The following is a 23,776-nucleotide window of genomic DNA, read 5'->3' as shown; positions in this document are numbered from 1 at the left end:
CCACTCCGGCGCGTCGCCGCGCACACGCATTCCGCTCAACGTGATTCCAAGATCCCCGCCCCGGGCGCGGGTGGCGCAATACCCTGATTCCCCGCCATTCCGGCAGGCCGGACGCCCGCGGCGGCGGCGTAAAGCCGCACCGTCGCGGTGGTCGCGCAGTGAGTCGACCGGTGGCCTCCGATTCCGCCGATACAGTTCTGAAACTGCAGGTCAAAGGCGTGGAAAGGAGTCGAGGTGTCGCCGGAACCGGTACCGTTGCGCGCCCCCGGACGCCGGGCGGATCGCGCCCGCCAGGTGGCGGATGTGCTGCGCCAGCAGATCCACGCGGGCGCCTTCGATCAGGCCCTGCCCTCCGAACAGGAGCTGGCCGCGGAATTCGCGGTCTCCCGCAATACCGTTCGCGACGCTCTCGCACTGCTCAAGGACGAGGGCCTGATCGAGCGCGCCCCCAAAATCGGCACCCATGTCGCCCAACGCAAATACGACCACGGACTCGACGCGCTGCTCGGCTTGAAGGAGACCCTGCGGGGCCACGGTGAGGTTCGCAACGAAGTGCGCGCGGCGCGCCGGGTCACCCCGCCGCCGGCGGTCGCCCGCAAACTCCGGCTCGAACCCGGCACGCAGGCCGTGTACATCGAGCGGCTGCGCTATTTCGGCGATCTGCCGCTGAGCCTGGACCTGACCTATCTGGTCCCCGACATCGGCGACGAGGTCATCACCCGCGACCTCGAGACCAATGACGTCTTCGCCCTCATCGAGCAGATCAGCGGCGGCTCGCTCGGCTCCGCCGATCTCGCGCTGGAGGCCATCACCGCCGACGCCCACTCGGCCATGACCCTGCACATGCCCGAGGGTGGCGCGCTGCTGCTGCTCGAGCGGCTCACCGAACTCGAGGACGGCCGCCCGGTCGACCTGGAATACATCCGCATGCGCGGCGACCGGATCACCATGCGCGGCAGCCTGATCCGGCCGCCCGAGCGCCTGCCGGACACCGACCCGGACACCGACTGGAGATTGATCTAGATGGCATTGGCCGAGCACCGGGCCGACGTCCCGGTGACCATCGACGAATCACTGTGCATCCAGGGCTGCACGCTCTGCGTGGAGATCTGCCCGCTGGACTCGCTGGCGATCAACCCCGACAACGGCAAGGCGTACATGCACGTCGACGAGTGCTGGTACTGCGGCCCCTGCGCGGCCCGTTGTCCCACCGGCGCCGTCACCGTCAACATGCCCTACCTGCTGCGCTGAGCCCAACCCCCGCTGAGGAAACCCATGAAGTACCGCCCCGCCCGCGTCCTGGCCGCGGCCCTCGCCTCCGCCCTCGCCCTGACCGTGTCCGGCTGCTCGCTCGAGAACACCGGCAACGGTGACACCGTCAAGGTCGTCATCGGCTACCAGTCCAAGACCATCAATACCGTCACCGCCGGAACCCTGTTGAAGGCCAAGGGCTTCCTGGAACAGCGCCTGAACGCCATCGGCGCCAAGGGCGGTGCCAAGTACCAGGTGGAATGGCAGGACTACGACACCGGCGCGCCCATCACCGCGCAGATGGTGGCGGAGAAGATCGACATCGGCTCGATGGGCGACTACCCGCTGCTCATCAACGGCTCCCGGGCCCAGGCCAACGAGCGCTCTCGGACCGAGCTGGTCTCCATCACCGGCTACAACCCCAAGGGTGCGCTCAACATGGTGGTGGTCGCGCCCGACTCCAAGGCGCAGTCGATCACTGATCTGGCCGGGCAGAAGATCTCCGCGTCCGTCGGCTCCGCCGGGCACGGCACCCTGGTCCAGGCGCTCACCCGGGCGGGCATCGACCCCAAGTCCGGGGTGGAGGTACTCAACCAGCAGCCCCAGATCGGTTCCTCCGCACTGGAATCCGGACAGGTGGCCGCCCTGTCGCAATTCGTGGCCTGGCCCGGCCTGCTCGTCTTCCAGAACAAGGCCAAACTGCTCTACGACGGCGCGGAGCTGAACGTCCCGACCTTCCACGGCGTGGTCGCCCGCCGCGACTACGCCAAGCAGCACCCGGAGGTGCTCGATGCCTTCCTGCAAGCCCAGCTCGACGCCACCGACTTCATCCACCAGCACCCCCTGGAGGCGGCGCAGACCGTCGCCGACAACGCCGGGCTGGCCCCGGAGGTCGTGTACCTCTACAACGGGCCGGGCGGCACCTCCTTCGACACCACGCTGAAGCCGTCGCTGCTGGCGGCGTTCAAAGGTGATGTGCCGTACCTGAAGTCGATCGGCGACTTCGCCGAACTCGACATCGACAAGTTCGTCGACCCGGCCGCGCTGCGGCAGGCGTACCAGGAACGCGGACTGAACTACGAGGCCGAACTCGCCAACAACGTCAACCCGCTGCCCGGCTCCGGCGGCGAGCTCTGGCTCACCGGACAGGACACCACCCAGTCGGTCGCCGATCCGACCGCCCTGCTGCGCGCCGTCAAACAGGCTCGGGCACAGGGCAAGACGGTGCGCGCCGCGTACGTGCCGGATGCCGAACTCGGCACCCGCTGGTTCGCGGACAAGGCGATCTGGGTGCGGGACGGCGACAACTACCTGCCCTTCACCACCCCGGCGGCGGCGCAGCGGTACCTCGCCAAGCACCCCGCCGGCGCGATCGTCGGCTTCGACCAAGCGGTGAACGAGGTCCGGGTATGAGCGCCCCGGCGGTCGCCGCGCCCGCGGCGGCCCCGATCGTCGCCACCCCCGAACCGCGGGTGTCCCGCCCGCGGGCCGGGCGGGCGGTGTGGCGGTCGCGGACCGTGCGAGCGCTGTCCGTGCTCGCGGCCATCGGCGTCTGGGAATTCCTGACCGCCAACCACATTCGACTCTGGGTGCGGTTCGACACGCTCCCGACCGTCACCCAGATCGTGCGGGCCTTCCGGCACCAGCTCGGCACCGACGCCTACTACCTCGACCTCGGGCAATCGCTGATCCGGATCCTCAGCGGATTCGGGCTCGCCGCCGTCGTCGGCGTGACGACCGGTGTGGCACTGGGCCGTTCACGCTGGTTCGCCGACATCGTCGGTCCGCTCACCGAACTCGCGCGCCCCATCCCGGCCATCGCCATCGTGCCGGTCGCGATCCTGCTGTTCCCCGACGACGAGGCCGGGATCGTGTTCATCACCTTCGTCGCCGCCGTCTTCCCGATCCTGGTCGCCACCCGGCACGCGGTGCGCGCGCTGCCGACCATCTGGGAGGAATCCGTGCGCACCCAGGGCGGCAACCGCTGGGACGTGCTGTGGCGGGTGGTGCTGCCGGGCAGCCTGCCCGGAGTGTTCGGCGGACTGTCCGTCGGCATCGGCGTGGCCTGGATCTGCGTGGTGTCGGCCGAGATGATCTCCGGGCGACTGGGCGTCGGCTACCGCACCTGGCAGGCGTACACCATCGTCGACTATCCGGGCGTGTTCGTCGGCATCATCACCATCGGCGTACTCGGGTACACCACCTCCGCCGCGGTGGAACTGCTCGGACGGCGCGTCACCCACTGGCTGCCGCGCGGCGACGAGGAGGCGAAATGAGTACCGCCGGAATCGGATTGACCCTCGACCGAGTGCGGCTGTCCTACACCGGGGACCCGATCATCGACGAGCTGTCGATCACCGTGCGCCCCGGCGAGATCCTCGTACTCACCGGACCCTCCGGCTGCGGGAAGTCCACGGTGCTGCGCGCCCTGGCCGGACTGCTGCGCCCCGACGCGGGCCGCGTGCTCGCCGATGGCGACGAGGTCACCGGCACCGACCGCGACCGCGCCGTCGTCTTCCAGGACAACGCCCTGCTGCCCTGGAAGAGCGTGCGCGCCAATATCGAACTGGCGCTGCGACTCCGGGGCGTGCCACGCACCGGACGGCGGGCGCTGGCCGACCGCTGGATCGCCGAGATCGGGCTCACCGGCTTCGCCGACTTCCTGCCGAAATCGCTGTCCGGCGGCATGCGGCAGCGCGTGCAACTCGCCCGCGGCCTGGCCGGCGCGCCCCGCGCGGTGATGATGGACGAACCCTTCGGCGCGCTCGACACCCAGACCCGCACCACCATGCAACGCCTGCTCATCGACACCTGGGACAGCCATCCCACCACCGTCGTCTTCGTCACCCACGACGTGGACGAGGCACTGCTGCTCGGCGACCGCATCGCCGTGCTCGGTCGCGCGGGCGAACCCCTGCGCGCTCTGCTGGAGGTCCCCCGGCCGCGCGAATCCGGCGTCGACCGCTCCACGGTGCGCACTGAAATCATTGCCGCCCTGAACCATTCGGGCGAGCTGACGGAGGCTACGAAGTAATGGAAATCCCCGATCTCGCCGACACCGTCCGCCTCGACTGCGACGTGCTGGTCATCGGCGGCGGCACCGCCGGCACCATGGCCGCCCTCACCGCCGCCGAAGCGGGCGCGAACGTCCTGCTGCTGGAGAAGGCGCACGTCCGCCACTCCGGGGCGCTGGCCATGGGCATGGACGGCGTCAACAACGCCGTCATCCCCGGCAAGGCCGAACCCGAGGACTACGTCGCCGAGATCACCCGCGCCAACGACGGAATCGTCAACCAGCGCACCATCTATCAGACCGCCACCCGCGGCTTCGCCATGGTGCAGCGGCTGGAGCGCTACGGCGTGAAATTCGAGAAGGACGCCTACGGCGAATACGCCGTGCGCCGCGTCCACCGATCCGGGTCCTACGTGCTGCCCATGCCGGAGGGCAAGGACGTCAAGAAGGCGCTCTACCGAGTGCTGCGACAGCGGAAGATGCGCGAACGCATCCGCATCGAGAACCGGCTGATGCCGGTGCGGGTGCTCACCGAGAACGGGCGCGCCATCGGCGCGGCCGCCTTGAACACGCGCACCGGGGAATTCGTGGCCGTCGGCGCGAAGGCCGTCATCCTGGCCACCGGGCCCTGCGGACGCCTCGGGCTGCCCGCCTCCGGCTACCTGTACGGCACCTACGAGAACCCGACCAACGCGGGCGACGGCTACGCCATGGCCTACCACGCGGGCGCGGAGCTCTCCGGGATCGAATGCTTCCAGATCAACCCGCTCATCAAGGATTACAACGGCCCGGCCTGCGCCTACGTGGCCAATCCGTTCGGCGGCTACCAGGTCAACGCGCTCGGCGAGCGGTTCGTGGACTCCGACTACTGGTCCGGCCAGATGATGGCCGAGGTCAAGCGGGAGATCGAATCCGCGCGCGGGCCCATCTACCTGAAGGTCTCGCACCTGCCCGGGGAGACCCTCGACGCGCTCGAGGACATCCTGCACACCACCGAACGCCCCACCCGCGGCACGTTCCACGCCAATCGCGGCCACGACTACCGCACCCACGACATCGAAATGCACATCTCCGAAATCGGCTTGTGCAGCGGGCATTCCGCGTCCGGAGTCTGGGTCGACGAGAACGCCCGCACCACCGTGCCCGGCCTCTACGCCGCCGGCGACCTGGCCTGCGTCCCGCACAACTACATGATCGGCGCGTTCGTCTACGGCGACCTGGCCGGAGCCCACGCCGCATCCACCCTCGACGAGCTGCCCGCACCCGGCGCACTGCCCGGCGATCAGCTGGCCGCCGCGCACGACCTCGTCTACCAGCCTCTGCGCCGGCCGGACGGTCCGCCGCAGCAGCAGGTCGAATACAAGCTGCGGCGCTTCGTGAACGACTATGTGGCCCCGCCCAAGACGGCCGCCAAACTGTCCCTCGCCATCGAGACCTTCGAGCGCATGCGCGGCGACCTCACCGCCATGGGCGCCCGCACCCCGCACGAACTCATGCGGTGCGCCGAGGTCAGCTTCATCCGCGACTGCGCGGAAATGGCCGCCCGCTCCTCGCTGACCCGCACCGAATCCCGGTGGGGGCTCTACCACGAGCGCGCCGACCTGCCCGCGCGCGACGACGTCGAATGGCGCTACCACCTCAACCTGCGCAAGACCGCCGATGGGGAGATGGAGTTCCTGAAGCGGCCCGTCGCACCGTATTTCGTTCCGGTGCCCGGGCTCGACGAGCTGGCCGGCGCCGATACGACCGCCATTCCGGTGCAACAGCCCGCCCTCATCGGCACGCCGCCCAACCTCGGCGAGCAGGTGCGCTCGCACGCCCCGGCCGCGCGCACGGCGAAAGACGTTGTCGCGCTGCGGATCGCACTGCTGCTGAGCCTGGACGCGCCCGGCATCGCGGAGCTGCGGCCCTTCCTGACCGACCCGGACCCGCGGGTGCGAGCCAACGCGCTCGCCGTCCTCACCGAGCACACCCCCGACGGTTTCGCCGATCAGCTGATCGCCGCCCTCGCCGACGAGGACACCGAGGTCCGGGCCGCCGCCGTCGCGGGCCTGCGGGAACTCGCCGAAATCCTGCCCGCGGCAACGGGACTCGAACAGCACGCCGACTCGCCGGACCCGTTCGTACGCGCCGCCGTCGTGGATCTGCTGCGCGCATTGCGCGCGGGCACCGCCGAATTGTTCGGCAAAGCCTCCGTCGACCCCGACCACCGGGTGCGCATCCAGGCCGTGCACGCCCTGGTCTCCTTGGACGACTGGTCCACCCTCACCGCGGCCGCCCACGACGACAACCGCGAGGTGCGCATCGCCGCCGCGCGCGGCCTGGCCACCATCGGGCACGGCGGCGCGGACACCGTGCGCGGGCTCACCGGCGACCGCGACCCACTGGTCCGCGCGGCCGCGTTCACCGCACTGGCCCGGCTCGGCAGCGATGCGGACGCATCGATACTCACTGCCGCGCTCGGTGATTCGGCCTGGCAGATCCGCGAGGGCGCGGCGCGGGGACTGGCCGGGGTCGGCCCGGAGCAGGCCGTGGCGGCCTTGAGCGCGGCGCTCACCGATATTCACCCGGACATCCGGAAGGCCGCGGTTCTGACCCTCAGCGTGTGGCCGGAATCCGCCGCGGCGCGGACCGCCCTCGAGCAAGCCCACGCCGACAGCGACGCCGACGTGCGCGCCTACGCTCGCCGGGCGCTGGCGGTGCACGCCGATCGGTGAGCGGTCGCCCCGGTCAGGCGACCCGGTGCAGCAACCCGACCGGCAGATACCCGGTGACGACCCCCGGGCGCAGGCCCCGATCGACCGCCAGACAGGAGACCGCCAGCAAGGGCCAAGCGATGAAGCCCTCCGGGTCCAGGCATCGTTGCGGGGTGTCCCAGAAGCGGCGATGGAATTCGAGGCCCTCGATCAGCGCGGTCTCGAATTCCGCCGGGTCGCCGCGCAATACCGCGTCCAGCAGGCACAACGCGGAATATGCGATGGTGAGCGGATAGTCGTCGCCGGCGGCGGCCTGGGCGTCCACCGCGGCCTCGATGCCGTCCACGATGACCGTCTCCGTCGCCGGATCCCCGGTCCAGGCCCGCTGCCAGGCATCCGCCCACAGGTACAGGCACTGCTCCACCGGCTGCCCGGTGCGGCTGGTCACGGCCAGCGGATGGCCGGGGCTGCCGGGCGCGCCGAGCAGATAGGCCAGCAGTTCCCGATCACGTCCGATCAGCGCGGCCCACACGCCGTTCAACAGGTCCGTCACCGCCGGGGGTGCGACCAGGCCGCCGCCGGCGGGAACCGTCCACTCCGATCCCGCCAGCGTCACCGGGATCGGCTGCTGCCCGGCCGGGCGTGCCGCCGAGCGCAGTCGCGCGGTGTCCGCCGCGGCCGCGTCCGCCACCGCCACCGCCACGGCGGTGGACTCGCCGCGCGGGTCGTCCAGGCTCAGGTAGCCCGCGATGGCTCGCGAACACCGGGCCACGTCGGCCAGCACCGTCTGCGGTTGCGCCAGTAGGAATTCGGTGCGCAGCGCGGTCGTCCGCACCCGGATGGCCCGGCCGAACCCGGCATCGGTCGTGCGAATAGCTGTTGGATAACTCAATTCTCGAGGGGTGAGTGCGATATGGCGATCGATCATCGGACGTCGATGGTGATCGGTATGCTCACCAATATTGCCAATTGATTGCTCACGTCGTGACAATAGCTAACCCCGAAGGCCGGTACATCGGTTGGTATATCGGTCGGTCCGGGTGTGTCACCGCTGGTTGCCGGGCCGGAACAAGCCCTCGACCGCGGTGATGAAGTACGGGAAGTGCGCGCCGAAACGCTGCAGATTGCGATCGCCCTCGAAGCCGCCGAACCAGTACAGGCCCGGACTGCCGTCGGCCGTCGGATCCAGCTCGCGGAAGGTGCGAACCCACTGGTCGCCCCGTCGAGCGGCCACCTGGAAGGGCAGCGCTCGCGAGAACGCCAGCTCCTGATCCGCCGCCGGAATGCGCTGCGGCGCGAGCGCGTCCAGCCCCCGCTGCATGCCCTGCACCCGGCCGGTCAGCTCACGGCCCAGCGCTGTGCGCGACGGAAGATAGCGGGGCAGCAGCAGCGCGGCCACACCACCCAGCGCGATCGCGACACCGATCAGGGCGTGCCGCTGCGGGCCCAGCGCCAGCGCCGCCGTCGCGCCCAGACCGAACACGATCAACGCGATCCCGAGCCAGAATTCGAAGCCGCGGCGGGTGCGGTCGATGAACACCCCGGCCGACACCGCGTCGTCGATCAGCGCCGTGCGCACCGCGCGGGCATCCACGTGACCGCGGCGCTCGGACAGCAGCGCCGCCTCCGCACCCTCGGGCAGCAGCGCCGCGTACACCGCGCGCTCATAGTCGGTCAGCTGCCCGTCGGGCGGATTCACCCGGGAGAAGCGCCAATCCGCGTCACCGGCGACGCTCACCCACAGATAGTTGCGCACCGCCAGATCCACTACGGTCGACGCCATGTCGGGCACATCGGCATGCCCGTCGAGCAACAGTCCCGCGGTGCTCGGCAGCACGCCGTCCGGCGAGGCGAACTGGACATGATCGCCCGTGCGCACCAGCGGATCGAGGGCCTCGGCCGCGACCGGAGTCGAACGCCGCGACCACACCACATACCCGGCCGCCGCGGCCACCGCCGCCAGCAGCGCGCCGAACGCGGCCCACACCGGACCGGTCGGCGAGAAGGCATCGGGCGCATTGTCATCGCGGACATCGGCATTGGCCCGCACCGTGTCCGGCGGCAACTGCAAGGTCACATCGAGAATGTCGCCCTTGTGCAGATCCGTCTTCTCGAGATGCGCGAAACCGTCCGGCTCCACCCGAATATCCCCGCAGTTCTGCGGATTTCCGGGCGGGCCGACCGTGCACTTGGTGACGCCCATCCGGAAACTCGGACTCGACACCGTCGCATTGATCGACGCCACATCGGTATTCAGCACACCGGTCCACTGGAACACCTGCGCGCCCGTGGCGTCACTGACGGTGTTGTGAACGGTGTACTTGAAGGTGGACGAACCCGGCCGCGCGTCGATGGTGAACCGGTCGTCGGCGACCTTCGCCTCACCGTCCCCCTCGGCGGACACCTCGGTCACCTGGAAATTGCGCTGCACGCCCTCGGCCACCTGCACCCGCAGCGGCAGTACCTGCCGAAACTCCCCGCCCTCGGGGACTTCCACGGTTTCGGTGACCCGCAGCAGACCGTCGTCGCCGAGATTCACCTCCGCGGTGATATCCACTCCGGCCGGCTGCGCCCACGCGGCCGGCGCCGCCACACCCGCCACCGCGAGCAGCAGCGCGACGAGGGCGGCCCCCCGAAAAATCTGCATGACTGGCACTCTAGCCAGCTTGCTATCCTTCCTCAGCGGCAAGCCGCAGGTCGATGGAGCCGGCAGGTTATCTGAGGAACGAGGGGGTGCGGGGGATGACTCGCCCACCGTCCGAACACGGACCGACGCCCCCGGGCCGCCGGCCGGTGCCGCCTCCCGGAAACCCACAGCACCAAGGCAATCCGCAACCGCCCGTCCAACAGCCCGGATTCCCCGCCGTCCCGCGCCGCCCCGGACCCCAGCCCGGCGGCACGCCCCCACCCGGATATCAACGGCCACCGGGATATTCACCGCAGCCGGGCACCCCGCCGCCCTATCCCGGCTATTCGCAGCAACCCGGCGCACCCCGCCCGAGCTACCCGCCGCCGCCCGGCGCCGGTCAGGCGCGCCCGGGTTATCCACCGCATCAAGGATTTCCGCCGCCGCCCGGCTATCGGCCGCCCGGCTATCCGGCCACCGGTCAGGGGCGGCCCGCCTACCGCGCACCCATGCCGCCGCCCACCGTCGCACCGCCGACCGGCGCGATTCCGGTGGCCCGCCCCGCGCCGCCGCGCCGCGGCCGGGTCGGCACCCTGGTGGTGATCCTGATCCTGGTGGTGACCGGCGTCCTGCTGCGCACCGCCATCACCACCGGCCTGCACCTCAGCCCGAGCGCCAACGTCAAGACCGGCTATTCCAGCGACGCCGGCGAGAACCACGGTGTCGCCGCCACTTCCGACAATCCGCTGCTCACCAATGCCGACTACACGCTGCTGCCCGCTAAATGCGCGTACTCGCCGTGGGGCACCCAGGTCGAGGTGGCGCGGAAGTTCTTCGAGACCGCCGCCGACTGCCTGCACGCGGCGTGGAAACCGTTGTTCGACAAGATCAATCTGCCGTTCCAGGCGCCCAATCTGAAGGTCTCGGCCGACACCAACGGCATCACCACGCTGTGCACCGGCAACAGCAGCAACTTCGCGGCCTTCTACTGCTCGGCCGACATGACCATCTATCTGCCGATCAGCCAGCTGCAGACCGACATCTTCGGCAACAACTGGGTCGTCTACCTGTCGGTGTTCGCCCACGAATACGGACACCACGTGCAGGCGCAGTCCGGCATTCTCGGCAAGGTGCACCAGCAGCGCCGCGACGCGGGCTCCCGCAGCGACACCGGACTGGAACTGTCCCGCCGCACCGAGCTGCAGGCCCAGTGCTTCGACGGCATGTACCTCTCGTCCTCCGGCAACGGCGGATCGCTGTCCAACGCCCAGATCGGGGTGGCCCGCAACGACGCCTACCACCGCGGCGACGCCCCCGGCGACATGCGCGATCACGGCACCGCCCAGAGCATGGGCGGCTGGTTCGAGATCGGCTACGACAAGGACCGCGCCATGCAGTGCAACACCTTCAGCGCCGCTGCGAGCAAAGTGAACTGACCCCGACAGCATTCGAGCCCCGCCGCGATCCGCGACGGGGCTCGAAACAGCTACGGGCTCAGTGGCCCGGCGTCTTACCGATGCGGTTCGGCGAATGCCCGTGCACGCCCTCGGCGTACGCGGTCTCCGCGTGCAGCGCGAAGTCCACGCCGCCCAGCTCGTCCTCCTTGGCGACCCGGAAACCGACGAACCGGTCCAGCACCTTGCCCAGCGCGAACGTCATCCCGAAGGCGAACGCCGCCACCGTCACCACGCCCACGGCCTGCTTGCCGAGCTGACCCAGCCCGCCGCCGTAGAACAGGCCCGCGGGACCACCGGTCATCACGGCCGAAGCCAGGAAGCCGATCAGCAGCGTGCCCACGATGCCACCCATGAAGTGCACGCCCACGACATCCAGCGAATCGTCGTAGTTGCCCTTGAACTTCCAGCTCACCGCGAACGAACACACCACGCCCGCCACCAGACCCACGACCACTGCGCCGATGGTGTTCACCTCACCGCAGGACGGCGTGATGGCCACCAGACCGGCCACCGCACCCGAGGCCGCACCGAACGTGGTCGGCTTGCCGTCCCGGCGCGCCTCGACCACCAGCCAGCCCAGCATGCCCAGACAGCCCGCCACCAGCGTGTTCAGGAAGACCGCCGCCGCAATGCCATTGGCGGACAACGCCGAACCGGCATTGAAACCGAACCAGCCGAACCACAGCAGGCCCGCGCCCAGCAGCACGAACGGCAGATTGTGCGGCCGCATCGCGTCCACCTTGAAGCCGTGCCGCGGGCCCAGCACGAAGACCATCGCCAATGCCGAAGCGCCCGAGGCGATCTCGACCACCAGGCCGCCCGCGTAATCCAGCGTGCCCAGGTTCGTCAGCCAGCCGTTCGGGGTCCACACCCAGTGCGCGATCGGCGCGTACACGATCAGCGCCCACACCGGCACGAAGATCATCCACGCCGAGAACTTGGTCCGATCGGCGATCGCGCCACTGATCAGGGCGACGGTCAGAATCGCGAAGGTCAGCTGGAAGGTGACGAACAGCAGTTCCGGCACCGCCGCGCCGCTGGCCTTGTCCACCACGTGCAGCGTCTCCGGATTGATTCCGGCCAGCCCGAAGTGCCCGAGATCGCCGATGAATCCGCCGCCCGCGTCGTCACCGAAGGCCAGGCTGTACCCGCCGAGCAGCCACGCCACCGTCACCAGCGGAATGGAGATGAAGCTCATCATCAGCATGTTGAGCACACCGCTGGACCGCACCATGCCGCCGTAGAAGATCGCCAGGCCGGGTGTCATCAGCAGCACCAGCGCCGTGGCGGCCAACAGCCAGGCGGTGGCAGCCGGGTCGAGATGGGGTGTCATGCGGTAACTCCTTCTGCGCGTGATCGCGTTGCTGGAAGCGTGATCGCGTTGCGTGGAAGTTACCGAATTCTCACGTTAAGGCGCTGTTACAAAAATGAGGACTTGGATACCTCCCCGTAACAGCCTCAGCTGCGGTGTTCCCTGCTCTTTTTCGCCAATGCGCGCAATCCGCGCGGGCCGGGCACCGGATTTCCGTCGTCGAGCGCCATCCATTCGGCGGTGGTGAGCCACTGCGCCTGCGCGCGGGCGTCGGCTGTGTCGTTGAACACCCGCCGGCCTCGGTCGTCACGCAATTCATAGGCCAGCACCGACCAGCGCGGCGGGCGCCCGTTCTCGGCCTGCTGGTCGCGCAGATACGCCGCCACCAGGGTGCCGATCGCGTTCACCGGTCGCAGCGAGACCCGGTTGCCGTAGCGCGCCGCGTGGAAACGCCTTCCGGCACACAGGGATCGGGGCGTGGCGTTGTAGGCGATCCAGCCCGACCGCTGCGCGCGCTCGATGAGCCACAGGTGCTTGATGGCGGTCGGCGGAATGTCACCGACGCGGTCGCGGATCAGGGCGATCACCGGTTCGGTGAGCAGAATGTCGCGCCGGGTCGGGCCGGTGCCGTGCGCGATCCAGTAATCGTCGGTGAGCTTGGCCAGCACCCGCCCGAAATCGTCGATGCTGCGCTGCGCCCGGCGGCCCAGCCGCTCGATGCGCTCGGCCTCGGCCCGCATGTCGTTCTGCACGAGGTGGGTGCGGATGGCGGCCAGGGTCGGCACCTGGCGGCGCTGTAACAGCTCCAGGATCGCGCCCGCGGTGGCCGGATCGGCCGCGGCCGACACCGGTAGCGAATCACGCTTGATGTCGAAATCGTGCGGGCTGATGGCGCGGCTGAGCAGTCCGACGGCGGCGGAATCGTCCGCGAATTCGGTGCTGGAGAGCCAAGCGGTGGCGATGTCGTCGTGCGCAGGCACGGAGCATGTCCTCCGGGAGATTTGGTTGTGCCCCGGCCGGGATGAGGGACCGGCCGGGGCAACCAACCTGATGAAGGTTTGGCTACCGAAGTTGCCGAGGTCCACGGTAGCCAAGGGATTGCGATCTTGGCGCATCGCTTCACTGGATCGTTATGTCCGCTGCGCGGAGTTGAAACAGAACGGAAGTCTGTATCTGGTCCTGTTGTTGGAATGCAATGTTCGACTATTACCGTTTCAACAAAACGCCAAGAATTTGCTATCCGGGTTGACGTGATGTCAGTCCGGGTCGGTCGGTTTTGAGCGGGCCTCGAGATTGAATGTGATCTACATCACATCGCAGTGGTTCTGCGGGACGGAAGCGACGTATCGGGCGAGCCGCCCGGCCGGTCGCGACCGGCGGCCCGGCCGCATGTCACCTCCTGTCGGGGCACCCCGGTAACCTCTCCCCGTGGCTCTGTACCGGAAGTACCGACCGGCAACGTTCGCTGAAGTGGTGGGTCAGGAGCACGTCACCGATCCGCTGAGTACGGCGCTCGACACCGGGCGGATCAGTCATGCCTACCTGTTCTCGGGACCGCGCGGGTGCGGCAAGACCTCCTCGGCGCGCATCCTGGCGCGCTCGCTGAACTGTGTGGAGGGACCGACCTCCACGCCCTGCGGCGTCTGCTCCTCCTGCGTCGCGCTCGGGCCCGGCGGCTCCGGCAACCTCGACGTCATCGAACTCGACGCCGCCAGCCACGGCGGTGTGGACGACACCCGCGAACTGCGCGACCGCGCCTTCTACGCGCCGGCCGAATCCCGGTACCGCGTCTTCATCGTCGACGAGGCGCACATGGTCACCACGGCGGGCTTCAACGCCCTGCTCAAGATCGTGGAAGAGCCGCCCGCCCACCTGATCTTCGTCTTCGCCACCACCGAGCCGGAGAAGGTGCTGCCTACCATCCGCTCGCGCACGCACCACTATCCCTTCCGGCTGCTCCCGCCCGCCACCATGCGCGGGCTGCTCGGCAAGATCTGCGAGCAGGAGCATGTGCAGGTCGAAGAATCGGTGTACCCCTTGGTGATTCGCGCCGGCGGCGGTTCCCCGCGCGACAGCCTCAGCGTGCTGGACCAGCTGCTGGCGGGCGCGGGCGCCGAGGGCGTCACCTATCCGCGCGCGGTGTCCCTGCTCGGCGTCACCGACGTCGCCCTGATCGACGACGCCGTCGAGGCGCTCGCCACCGCCGACGGGGCCGCCCTGTTCGGCGCCATCGACCGCGTGGTGGAGGCCGGCCACGATCCCCGCCGCTTCGCCACCGACCTGCTCGAACGCCTCCGCGACCTGATCCTGCTGCGCGCCGTTCCCGACGCCACCGATCGCAACCTGGTCACCGGTCCCGGCGACGTCATCGCCCGCATGCGCGCCCAGGCCGACAGCCTCGGCCCCGCCACCCTGGCCCGCCACGCCGAACTCCTGCACGAGGGCCTCGGCGACATGCGCGGCGCCACCAACCCGCGTCTGCTGCTCGAGGTCATCGCCGCCCGCATGCTGCTCCCCGCGGCCTCCGACGCCGAAACCGCCACGCTCCAGCGCCTCGAACTTCTGGAGCGCCGAATCGCGACCGGTGCGATCCCTTCCGCCCCGCAGCAGGGCCAGTCCGCCCCGCAGTCCGCCGTTCCGGCAGCTCCCGCGCAGTCCGCCGCTCCCGCCGCCCCGGCGGCCGGAGCCGGCAACGCTCGCCGTGGAGCCGCGGCCCTGGCCGCCCTGCGTGCCGAAAAGTCCGGCGCCCCTGAGCCTTCCGCTGCCACCGTGCCCGTCACCGCGCCCGATCCGGTTGCCGAAGTCGCGACGACGCAGACCGCGCCCGTCGCTCCCGGCGCCACCGCGGTGCGTCCACCCGAGCTCGGTCCGGTGAACGCCGTACCGCAGACTCCGCCGGCTCCGGTAGTGGAAAGCCCTGCGCCGCAGCCGGTTCAGGCCGTCGTGGAGGCGACTCCCGAGCCGGACCCGGTCGAATCCGTTGCGCCGGTCGCCGAACCACTCGCGCCCGAGTCGCCGGTGCCGGCTCCCGCGCCGGTCGTCGAGCCGGAGCCGGTTCCCGCGCCCGATCCCGCCGCTGTGGCCGAACCCGCGCCCGAACCGGTCGAGGTTGCGGCGCCCGTGGTCGGCGGCCCCGGGGGCGACGATGTGTTGCAGCAGGTCGAGGAGGCCTGGGCGGATATTCGGGCCAAGGTGCGCGAGTTCGGGGCGGCGGTGCACGCGCTGTTGTCCGGGGCGAGTGTGGCTCGGGTCGAGGGGGAGACGATCGTCCTCGCCCATCAGCACGCGCCGCTGGCGCAGCGGTTGTCGCAGCCGCAGTATCTGGAGGCGGTGCAGTCGGCCGTCAAGGCGGTGCTCGGGCGTGAGCACGGGGTGAAGTGGGAAGTCGGGGGTGCGGGGTCGGGTGGCGGCGCCGCCAAGGCCACGGCGGGCAAGGCTCCCGCGAGCGCGCCCGCGGAACCGAAGAAGGCGGCGCAGAAGTTCTCGCGGCCGAGTCAGGCCAAGGCGGCCGCGGCTCCGGTCGTCGAGGCGGCTCCCTCGACGGGCTGGGGGAGTGTCGCGGCACCCGCGCCGGCCGCCGCGGCGCCCGCGGATCCGGGTCCGGCGGGCGGGGATTCGTCCGCCGCCGAGAGTGCCCGGTTCGCGCCCCCGGAGGACGATATTCCGCTGCCCGACGGGCCGGACCTTCCGGATGATCCGGGGCTGGGTGACTACTCGCCGGTAGGTTATGACGGCGTCCCACCTGCTACTACGCCGGAGGAGGAGCGGGAGATGCTGGAGGAGTCGGCCAAGCCGGTGCCTCCGGAAGAGCGCCGCGACCCGGATGAGGTGGCCCTAGCCCTTTTGGTGTCGGAGTTGGGCGCCACACCTCTGGAGGGTTGACAGTTCCCTCGGGTGCCAACTTAAGTTAACCGGAGTTCGCATAGTTCGGTACTATGATCGGGTGGCCGTGAGTATCGGTTTCGCGAGGTTCTAAGGTATGCCCAGGCGTACGGGTTACCGGAGCGTCAACAAACCGGCTCGGGACGTTGTTTGTACAGCGTCAAAGGCGATCGGTCGTGGGGCCGGTCGGCGAGGTATGGCTACGGCACGGCCCGCACAACGCGGTGACGGCGCACCCAAGAGAGGAAAACTCCGATATGACCACAGAGGCCTACATTTACGAGGCCATCCGCACCCCGCGCGGCAAGAACCGCGGGGGGGCGCTGCACTCGGTCAAGCCGATCGACCTGACCACCGGTCTGGTCCAGGAGCTGCGGAAGCGCTTCCCGAACCTGGACGAGGCTCGCATCTCGGACATCATCCTGGGTGTCGTCTCGCCGGTCGGTGACCAGGGCGCGGACATCGCCCGCACCACCGTGCTCACCGCGGGTCTGCCCGACACCGTCGGCGGCTTCCAGATCAACCGCTTCTGCGCCTCGGGCCTCGAGGCCGTCAACCTGGCCGCCCAGAAGGTGCGCTCGGGCTTCGACGACCTGGTCATCGCCGGTGGCGTCGAGTCCATGTCCCGCGTGCCGATGGGCTCCGACGGCGGCGCCATGTTCATGGACCCGAAGACCAGCTACGAGAGCTACATTGTCCCGCAGGGCATTTCGGCCGACCTGATCGCCACCATCGAGGGCTTCACCCGCGATGACGTCGACGCCTACGCCGTGCGCTCGCAGGACCTGGCCGCCAACGCCTGGAAGAACGGCTACTTCGCCAACTCCGTCGTCCCGGTCAAGGACCTGAACGGTCTGACCGTGCTGGACAACGACGAGCACATGCGTCCCGGCACCACCGCCGCCGACCTCGGCAAGCTGAACCCGGCCTTCGCCGGCATCGGCGAGATGGGCGGCTTCGACGCGGTGGCCATGCAGCGCTACCACTTCGTCGAGTCCATCAACCACGTGCACCACGGTGGTAACTCCTCGGGCATCGTCGACGGCGCCGCCATGGTGCTGATCGGTTCCGAAGAGGCCGGCGCCGCGTCGGGTCTGACCCCGCGCGCCCGCATCGTGGCCACCGGCACCTCCGGCGCCGACGCCACCATCATGCTCACCGGTCCGACCCCGGCCGCCGAGAAGGCGCTGGCCAAGGCCGGTCTGAAGCGCGAGGACATCGATCTCTACGAGATCAACGAGGCCTTCGCCTCCGTCGTCCTGAAGTTCCAGAAGGACCTGCAGATCCCCGACGAGAAGCTGAACGTCAACGGCGGCGCGATCGCCATGGGTCACCCGCTGGGCGCGACCGGCGCGATGATCACCGGCACCGTGGTCGACGAGCTGCACCGTCGCAACGCCCGCTACGGCCTGATCACCCTGTGCATCGGCGGCGGCATGGGTGTCGCCACCATCATCGAGCGCGTCTGACGCCCACCGACTTTTTCTCAAGGGAGACACGAAAGACTATGACCGAGAACATGATCGGCTGGGAAAAGGACGCCGACGGCATCGTCGTGCTGACCATGGACGACCCCAACCAGGGCGCCAACACCATGAACCAGCTCTACAAGGACTCGATGAAGGCGACCGTCGATCGCCTGGAGGCTGAGAAGGACGACATCACCGGTGTCGTCATCACCTCCGCGAAGAAGACCTTCTTCGCCGGTGGCGACCTCAAGAACATGATGAAGACCACGCCCGAGGACGCGGCCTCCATCATGGAAGAGCTCACCACCATCAAGGGTGACCTGCGTCGCCTGGAGAAGCTGGGCAAGCCGGTCGTCTCCGCGATCAACGGCGCTGCCCTGGGCGGCGGCCTGGAGATCACCCTGGCCACCCACTACCGCATCGCCGCCGATGTGAAGGGTGTGCAGCTGGGTCTGCCCGAGGTCTCCCTCGGCCTGCTCCCGGCCGGTGGCGGCGTCACCCGCATCACCCGCATGCTGGGCATCGCCAACGGCCTGATGGGCGTGCTGCTGCAGGGCCAGAAGTTCACCCCGGCCAAGGCCAAGGCCACCGGCCTGATCAACGAGGTCGTCGGCTCGATCGAGGAGCTGGTCCCGGCCGCCAAGGCGTGGATCAAGGCCAACCCGGACAAGGGCGTGCAGCCCTGGGACGTCAAGGGCCACAAGATTCCGGGCGGCACCCCGTCCACCCCGGCGCTGGCCGCCAACCTCCCGGCCTTCCCGGCCAACCTGCGCAAGCAGCTCAAGGGCCAGAACATGCCGGCCCCGCAGGCCATCATGGCCGCCGCGGTCGAGGGCGCGCAGGTCGATTTCGACACCGCGTCGATCATCGAGTCCCGCTACTTCGTGTCCCTGCTGACCGGTCCGGTCGCCAAGAACATGATCCAGGCGTTCTTCTTCGACCTGTCGCACATCAACAACGGCGGTTCGCGTCCCAAGGACGTGCCGAAGCGTGAGATCAAGAAGGTCGGCGTGATCGGCGCGGGCATGATGGGCGCGGGCATCGCGTACGTCACCGCCAAGGCCGGCATCGACGTCGTCCTCAAGGACGTCACCATCGAGGCCGCGAACAAGGGCAAGGACTACTCGGTCAAGCTCGAGGAGAAGGCGCTCTCGCGCGGCAAGACCACCGAGGAGAAGTCGAAGGCCCTCCTGGACCGCATCAAGCCGACCGCCGACCCGGCCGACTTCGCGGGCGTGGACTTCGTGATCGAGGCCGTGTTCGAGAACCCGGAGCTCAAGGCGAAGGTCTTCGGCGAGATCGAGGACATCGTGGACGCCGACGCGCTGCTCGGCTCCAACACCTCGACCCTGCCGATCACCCTGCTGGCCAACGGCGTGAAGCGGGCCGAGGACTTCATCGGCATCCACTTCTTCTCCCCGGTCGACAAGATGCCGCTGGTCGAGATCATCAAGGGCGAGAAGACCTCCGACGAGGCGCTGGCCCGGGTGTACGACTACACTCTCGCGATCCGCAAGACCCCGATCGTGGTGAACGACTCGCGTGGCTTCTACACCTCGCGCGTGATCGGCAAGTTCATCAACGAGGCCATCATGATGCTCGGTGAGGGCGTCGACCCGCAGACCATCGAGCAGGCCGGTCTGCAGGCGGGCTACCCGGCGGCGCCGCTGAAGCTGTCGGACGAGCTGAACTTCACCACCATGCAGAAGATCTACAAGGAGACCGCCGAGGCCCTCGTGGCTTCGGGTGGCGAGATCGACGCCGCCTCCGGCGCGACCGCGCAGATCCTGAACAAGATGGTGGACGAGTTCGACCGCAAGGGTAAGGCCGGCGGCGCGGGCTTCTACGACTACACCGATGGCAAGGCCACCGGTATCTGGTCGGAGCTGCGTTCCACCTTCGGCACCTCGACCACCCTCCCCGAGGGCGTCACCCTGCAGGATCTCAAGGACCGCATGCTGTTCGCGGAGGCCATCGAGACCCAGAAGTGCTTCGACGAGAACGTGCTGACCTCGACCGCCGACGCCAACATCGGCTCGATCTTCGGCATCGGTTTCCCGGCCTGGACCGGTGGTACCCACCAGTTCATCGTCGGCTACCCGGGTGGACAGGAAGCCTTCGTGGCCCGCGCCGACGAGCTGGCCGCCAAGTTCGGCAGCCGCTTCGAGGTTCCGGCTTCGCTGCGCAAGTAAATCCGAGGTGGCTCGACCACTGAGGAACTGAAACCCCGAGACCCGGGTCGCGAAATACGCGACCCGGGTCTCGGCGTTGAAACAGTAATGAGTGGGGACGGGACGTTGCCCAACGTGACAACTGATTTCGCGACGATCGGGGTAACTCATCGGGTACGGCCGAAGTAGTTTCGGCAGCCAACCGGTGGTCCGCAAAGGCTCGGAGAGGCGGAACCGTCCACATGCCCGAGCGGTCCGCGCTACGTTGAATGTGCGGGTAGAACACCGGAAGCAGCCCAGGTCGAGGTGGTCGAGATGAACTCACAGGCGCGCCCGGATGGCTCGCGGCGTGAGCAGACCTCTTCCGAAAACTCCACGCAGGCATATCTTCCCGTGAACCTCGACGACGAACTGGAGGCCATGGGCCTGTTCGACGCGGAGGAGATCGGGCGGGGCGGCTTCGGGGTGGTGTATCGCTGTGCCCAGCGCGCCCTGGACCGGGTGGTGGCGGTCAAGGTGCTGTCCGCGGAGATCGACGACGAGAGCCGGGAGCGGTTCCTGCGCGAGGAACACGCGATGGGACGGCTGTCGGGGCACCCGAACATCGTGGACATCCTCCAGGTGGACGTGACTCCGACCGGGCGGCCCTTCATCGTGATGCCGTACGCCACCCGCGGTTCCCTCGAGCAGGTGGTGCGCGACAGCGGGCCGCTGTCCTGGGCGGATTCGCTGCGGGTGGGCGTGAAACTGGCCGGGGCCATCGAGACCGCGCACCGCGCCGAGGTGCTGCACCGGGATGTGAAACCCGCGAACGTGCTGCTGAGCCGGTACGGGGAGCCGCAGCTCACCGACTTCGGGATCGCGCGGATTCCGGGCGGTTTCCGCACTTCCACGAGTTTGATCACCGGGTCGCCCGCGTTCACCGCGCCCGAGGTGCTCAAAGGGGATGAGCCGACGGTCCGTTCGGACGTGTACGGGCTCGGGTCCACCCTGTTCGCGCTGCTGACCGGTCATGCCGCCTTCGAGCGGCAGGCGGGGGAGAAGATCGTGGCGCAGTTCCTGCGGATCACCAGTCAGCCGGTCCCGGACCTGCGGGAGCTGGAGATTCCGGCGGATGTGGCCGCGGCCATCGAGGCGGCCATGTCGCCGGAGCCGGGTGATCGGCCCGCCAGTGCGGTGGAGTTCGGTGAGCTGCTGCGCACGGTGCAGGGCGATCACGGTCAGGTGCCGGACGAGATGGCCCTGATCGACGGCTCGGAACCCGGTGTGGACGGCGCCGATCCGGCCGCCGGTTACACCACCCGGCGGACCCGCCCCGTGGTCAGCGCGCCGCGCACCCGTTCGCTGACGCTGCGCCCGACCGGTAATCCGAGTGCGGTGTTCGGCACCGGCAATACGCTGCCACCCACGGCCACAACGAAATTCCGTCCGCCGATCCCGGCGCGCGAGCCGATCGCCCGGCCCCGGCTGCTGGATCCGCTGCGCGCGGGCGGCCGCCGCCGGTTGGCGGTGATCCACGGCCCGGCCGGGTTCGGCAAGAGCACGGTGGCCGCGCAGTGGTGTGCCGAGCTCACCGATCGCGGGGTGGCGACGGCCTGGATCGGGATCGACCGCGACGACGACAACGAGGTGTGGCTGCTGGCCCACATCATCGCCGCGATTCGCAAGGTGCGTCCGGAGATCGGCGCGGGGCTCGAGCAGTTGCTGGAGGAGCGGCCCGCGGAGGCGGTGCCGTACGCGGTGTCGGCGCTGATCGACGAGGTGCAGGCGAGTGCGAGCCCGGTGGTCGTGGTGGTGGACGACTGGCATCGGATCACCGACGCCGGGGCGCAGCGCGTGATGGCGTCGCTGCTCGACAATTGTTCGCACGAACTGCGTTTCGTGATCACCAGCCGGGAGCGGGCGGGGCTGCCGTTGAGCCGCCTGCAGGTGGCCGACGAGCTGGTCGAGATCGGGTCGGGGCAGTTGCGGCTGACCGCGGCCGAGACCCGCCAGATCCTGGTCGAGCGCCTCGAATTGGAGTTGACCGACCGTCAGGTCGAGCAGATCCATGCCGCCACCGACGGCTGGCCGGCGGCGATCCAGCTGGCGGGGTTGTCGTTGCGGGCGGCCGATCACGACGTGGATCGGCTGATCGCCGGACTGTCCGGCGACAACCAGGCGATCCGGGAGTATCTCGCGGAGAACGTGCTGGGCACCATCGAGCCGCGGATGCTCGAATTCCTCGGCGCCATAGCGATTCCCGAGCGGGTGAACGCTTCGCTGGCCGAGGCGCTCTCGGGGGCGAAGGATGCCGCAGACCTGCTCGATCAGGCCGAGCGGCGGGAACTGTTCGTGCATCGGGTGCCCGACGATCCGAGCTGGTACCGGATGCAGCCGATGGTGGCCGAGCACCTGCGGTCCCGGCTGGACCGGGCGCAGCCGGGGCAGTTGAAGAAGTTGCACGGCAAGGCTTCTCGCTGGTTCGCCGAGCACAATCTGATCAAGCAGTCGGTGGATCACGCGCTGGCGGCCACCGATCTGAAGTACGCGCTGGATCTGGTCGAGAAGGGCGGCATGGACCTGATCGACAGTTCCCGGCTGGCGACCCTGTTCGGCACGGTGTCGAAACTGCCGATGCAGCAGGTGGCTTCGCGGTCCAAGCTGCTGATGGCGCTGGCCCGCGCGAACGTGAATCTGCAGCAGTCGGGGGCGGCCCGGACGGCGCTGGGCCGGTTGTCGAACATGCTGGCGCGCAGCGGGACCGACGATACCGAGGCGGTGAACCAGCGGTGCCAGGCGGCGGTGCTGGCGGCGGCCGACCAGGTGGCGCGGGACCGCACCGAGGGCGTGCTCGACAAGATCACCGAATGCCTGAAGCTGTCCGACGACCTCCCGGCCTGGACGGTGTCCACGGCCGCGAATCTGGCGTCGTTCGTGCGGCTCTGCGATTTCGACTTCGAGGGCGCGCGGACCATGCAGGACTGGGCCGCGCCGTTCCACGCGCGCTCGGCCGATCCGCTGGGTGCGGTGTTCGGCCTGTGCGCCCGGGGCGACGCCGCCTACGAGCAGCTCGATATCGATACCGCCACACAGTGTTTCGAGCAGGCCTGGCAGACCGCCCGGGACCGGGCCGGTTCCCGTTCGCACGCGGTGCGGGTCGCGGCCGCGCTGCTGGGTGAGGTGGCCTACCGTCGCGGGGATCTCGACAGCGCGGAGCGACTGCTGGATCAGAGCCACGAATTGACCGCCCGTGTCGGCCCGGTGGATTTCCTGGTCACCATTTTCGTGTCCGGCGCGCGGGTGAAAGCCGTTCGCGGCGACCTGGAGACGGCCGCGGCCCGCCTGGACGAGGGCGCGCGCATCGCCGCCGACCGCAAGCTGCCCCGCCTGGCCGCGCAGGTCCGGGCCGAGCGGCTGCGCCTGGGCCTGCCCGGCGACTCCCTCACCGCGGGCCTGGTCACCGATCCGATGGCGCGCATCCCGCGGCATGCCACCGGTGCGGCGGTGCTGACCGCCGAGGCCGAGGAGATCGCGACCATCCGCGCGCTGCTGGCCCGCCACTATCGCGGTGACGATCGCGCCACCGACGATCTGGCCCCGCTGGGCACCGACGACACCGTCGTGAAACGCGCTCGTGCCCTGCACTCCCGCATCCGGGAACAGCAACGTCCCCGGGCCGAACTGGATTCGGCGCTGCTGCTGGCCGAATGCCTGTCCGCGGCGGGCTGGCTGGGCGAGTCGATCGCGGTCCTCACGCCGGTGGTGATCCGCTGCGCGGAGCTGCGCTGGTCGCGGCCGTTGCTCGACGCCGGTCCCGGCGTGCTGAACATCCTGCGGACGCTGCGGCACGAGATGCCGCTGGGTTCCGGGGCCGAGCAGGAGGGTCCGCGCCGTTTCCTGGAGTCGCTGCTGTAGGT

15 protein-coding genes are annotated in these 23,776 nt (G+C 69.3%); 11 read left to right on the top strand and 4 right to left on the bottom strand.

The window, feature by feature from the left end:
* The first annotated feature begins 234 nt into the window (after nucleotides 1-234).
* Genes ACYVKL_RS19365 through ACYVKL_RS19340 form a run of 6 tightly spaced genes read left to right on the top strand, consistent with a single transcriptional unit; the run spans nucleotide 235 to nucleotide 6,981 of the window.
* Complete coding sequence (locus ACYVKL_RS19365) at nucleotides 235-1,023, top strand: GntR family transcriptional regulator (RefSeq protein WP_379165160.1); 789 nt, start codon at nucleotides 235-237, stop codon at nucleotides 1,021-1,023.
* Entirely contained in the window at nucleotides 1,024-1,251 is a 228-nt protein-coding gene (locus tag ACYVKL_RS19360; RefSeq protein WP_213558872.1) for a 4Fe-4S dicluster domain-containing protein, read from the top strand. It abuts the gene before it with no gap.
* A gap of 24 nt (nucleotides 1,252-1,275) precedes the next feature.
* A complete protein-coding gene (locus ACYVKL_RS19355; protein WP_379165158.1) occupies nucleotides 1,276-2,664 on the top strand; it encodes an ABC transporter substrate-binding protein in 1,389 nt (462 codons plus the stop codon).
* Nucleotides 2,661-3,527, top strand: coding sequence for an ABC transporter permease (locus ACYVKL_RS19350; RefSeq protein ID WP_379165156.1), 867 nt, complete (start codon nucleotides 2,661-2,663; stop codon nucleotides 3,525-3,527). Before ACYVKL_RS19355 ends, ACYVKL_RS19350 begins: the two co-directional genes overlap by 4 nt.
* Complete coding sequence (locus ACYVKL_RS19345; protein WP_379165154.1) at nucleotides 3,524-4,285, top strand: ABC transporter ATP-binding protein; 762 nt, start codon at nucleotides 3,524-3,526, stop codon at nucleotides 4,283-4,285. The genes ACYVKL_RS19350 and ACYVKL_RS19345 overlap by 4 nt, the downstream gene beginning before the upstream one ends.
* Entirely contained in the window at nucleotides 4,285-6,981 is a 2,697-nt protein-coding gene (locus ACYVKL_RS19340; protein WP_379165152.1) for a fumarate reductase/succinate dehydrogenase flavoprotein subunit, read from the top strand. Before ACYVKL_RS19345 ends, ACYVKL_RS19340 begins: the two co-directional genes overlap by 1 nt.
* Nucleotides 6,982-6,994: 13 nt before the next feature.
* Here the strand turns inward: ACYVKL_RS19340 and ACYVKL_RS19335 are convergent, their stop codons facing one another.
* A complete protein-coding gene (locus ACYVKL_RS19335) occupies nucleotides 6,995-7,888 on the bottom strand; it encodes an immunity 49 family protein (RefSeq protein WP_379165150.1) in 894 nt (297 codons plus the stop codon).
* A gap of 117 nt (nucleotides 7,889-8,005) precedes the next feature.
* The gene (locus ACYVKL_RS19330) at nucleotides 8,006-9,607 is read right to left on the bottom strand and encodes a DUF2207 family protein (protein ID WP_379165148.1); all 1,602 of its coding nucleotides are present in this window, start codon (nucleotides 9,605-9,607) and stop codon (nucleotides 8,006-8,008) included.
* A gap of 95 nt (nucleotides 9,608-9,702) precedes the next feature.
* On the opposite strand from ACYVKL_RS19330, the gene ACYVKL_RS19325 reads away from it, so the two are divergent.
* The gene (locus ACYVKL_RS19325; RefSeq protein ID WP_379165146.1) at nucleotides 9,703-11,022 is read left to right on the top strand and encodes a neutral zinc metallopeptidase; all 1,320 of its coding nucleotides are present in this window, start codon (nucleotides 9,703-9,705) and stop codon (nucleotides 11,020-11,022) included.
* A gap of 58 nt (nucleotides 11,023-11,080) precedes the next feature.
* Here the strand turns inward: ACYVKL_RS19325 and ACYVKL_RS19320 are convergent, their stop codons facing one another.
* Both ACYVKL_RS19320 and ACYVKL_RS19315 read right to left on the bottom strand, forming a co-directional pair.
* Nucleotides 11,081-12,376, bottom strand: coding sequence for an ammonium transporter (locus ACYVKL_RS19320; protein WP_379165144.1), 1,296 nt, complete (start codon nucleotides 12,374-12,376; stop codon nucleotides 11,081-11,083).
* A gap of 125 nt (nucleotides 12,377-12,501) precedes the next feature.
* Nucleotides 12,502-13,335 (bottom strand): hypothetical protein, encoded by an 834-nt coding sequence (locus ACYVKL_RS19315; protein ID WP_379165142.1) that lies wholly within the window; start codon nucleotides 13,333-13,335, stop codon nucleotides 12,502-12,504.
* Between the two features lie 448 nt (nucleotides 13,336-13,783).
* Between ACYVKL_RS19315 and ACYVKL_RS19310 the strand changes: the two genes are divergently transcribed.
* The 4 genes from ACYVKL_RS19310 (at nucleotide 13,784) to ACYVKL_RS19295 (ending at nucleotide 23,774) form a co-directional block, all read left to right on the top strand.
* The gene (locus tag ACYVKL_RS19310) at nucleotides 13,784-16,237 is read left to right on the top strand and encodes a DNA polymerase III subunit gamma and tau (protein WP_379165140.1); all 2,454 of its coding nucleotides are present in this window, start codon (nucleotides 13,784-13,786) and stop codon (nucleotides 16,235-16,237) included.
* A gap of 257 nt (nucleotides 16,238-16,494) precedes the next feature.
* Nucleotides 16,495-17,706: an acetyl-CoA C-acetyltransferase gene (locus ACYVKL_RS19305; protein WP_379165138.1), complete on the top strand. Its 1,212-nt coding sequence runs from the start codon at nucleotides 16,495-16,497 to the stop codon at nucleotides 17,704-17,706.
* Between the two features lie 38 nt (nucleotides 17,707-17,744).
* Nucleotides 17,745-19,898, top strand: a complete 2,154-nt coding sequence (locus tag ACYVKL_RS19300) for a 3-hydroxyacyl-CoA dehydrogenase NAD-binding domain-containing protein (RefSeq protein WP_379165136.1) — start codon at nucleotides 17,745-17,747, stop codon at nucleotides 19,896-19,898.
* A gap of 294 nt (nucleotides 19,899-20,192) precedes the next feature.
* Nucleotides 20,193-23,774, top strand: coding sequence for a protein kinase domain-containing protein (locus ACYVKL_RS19295; protein WP_379165134.1), 3,582 nt, complete (start codon nucleotides 20,193-20,195; stop codon nucleotides 23,772-23,774).
* Nucleotides 23,775-23,776: the final 2 nt, after the last annotated feature.

The organism is Nocardia tengchongensis, from assembly GCF_054781395.1.
Note: the sequence above shows the minus strand (reverse complement) of the source record. Positions and strands in the feature narration are given on the sequence as shown.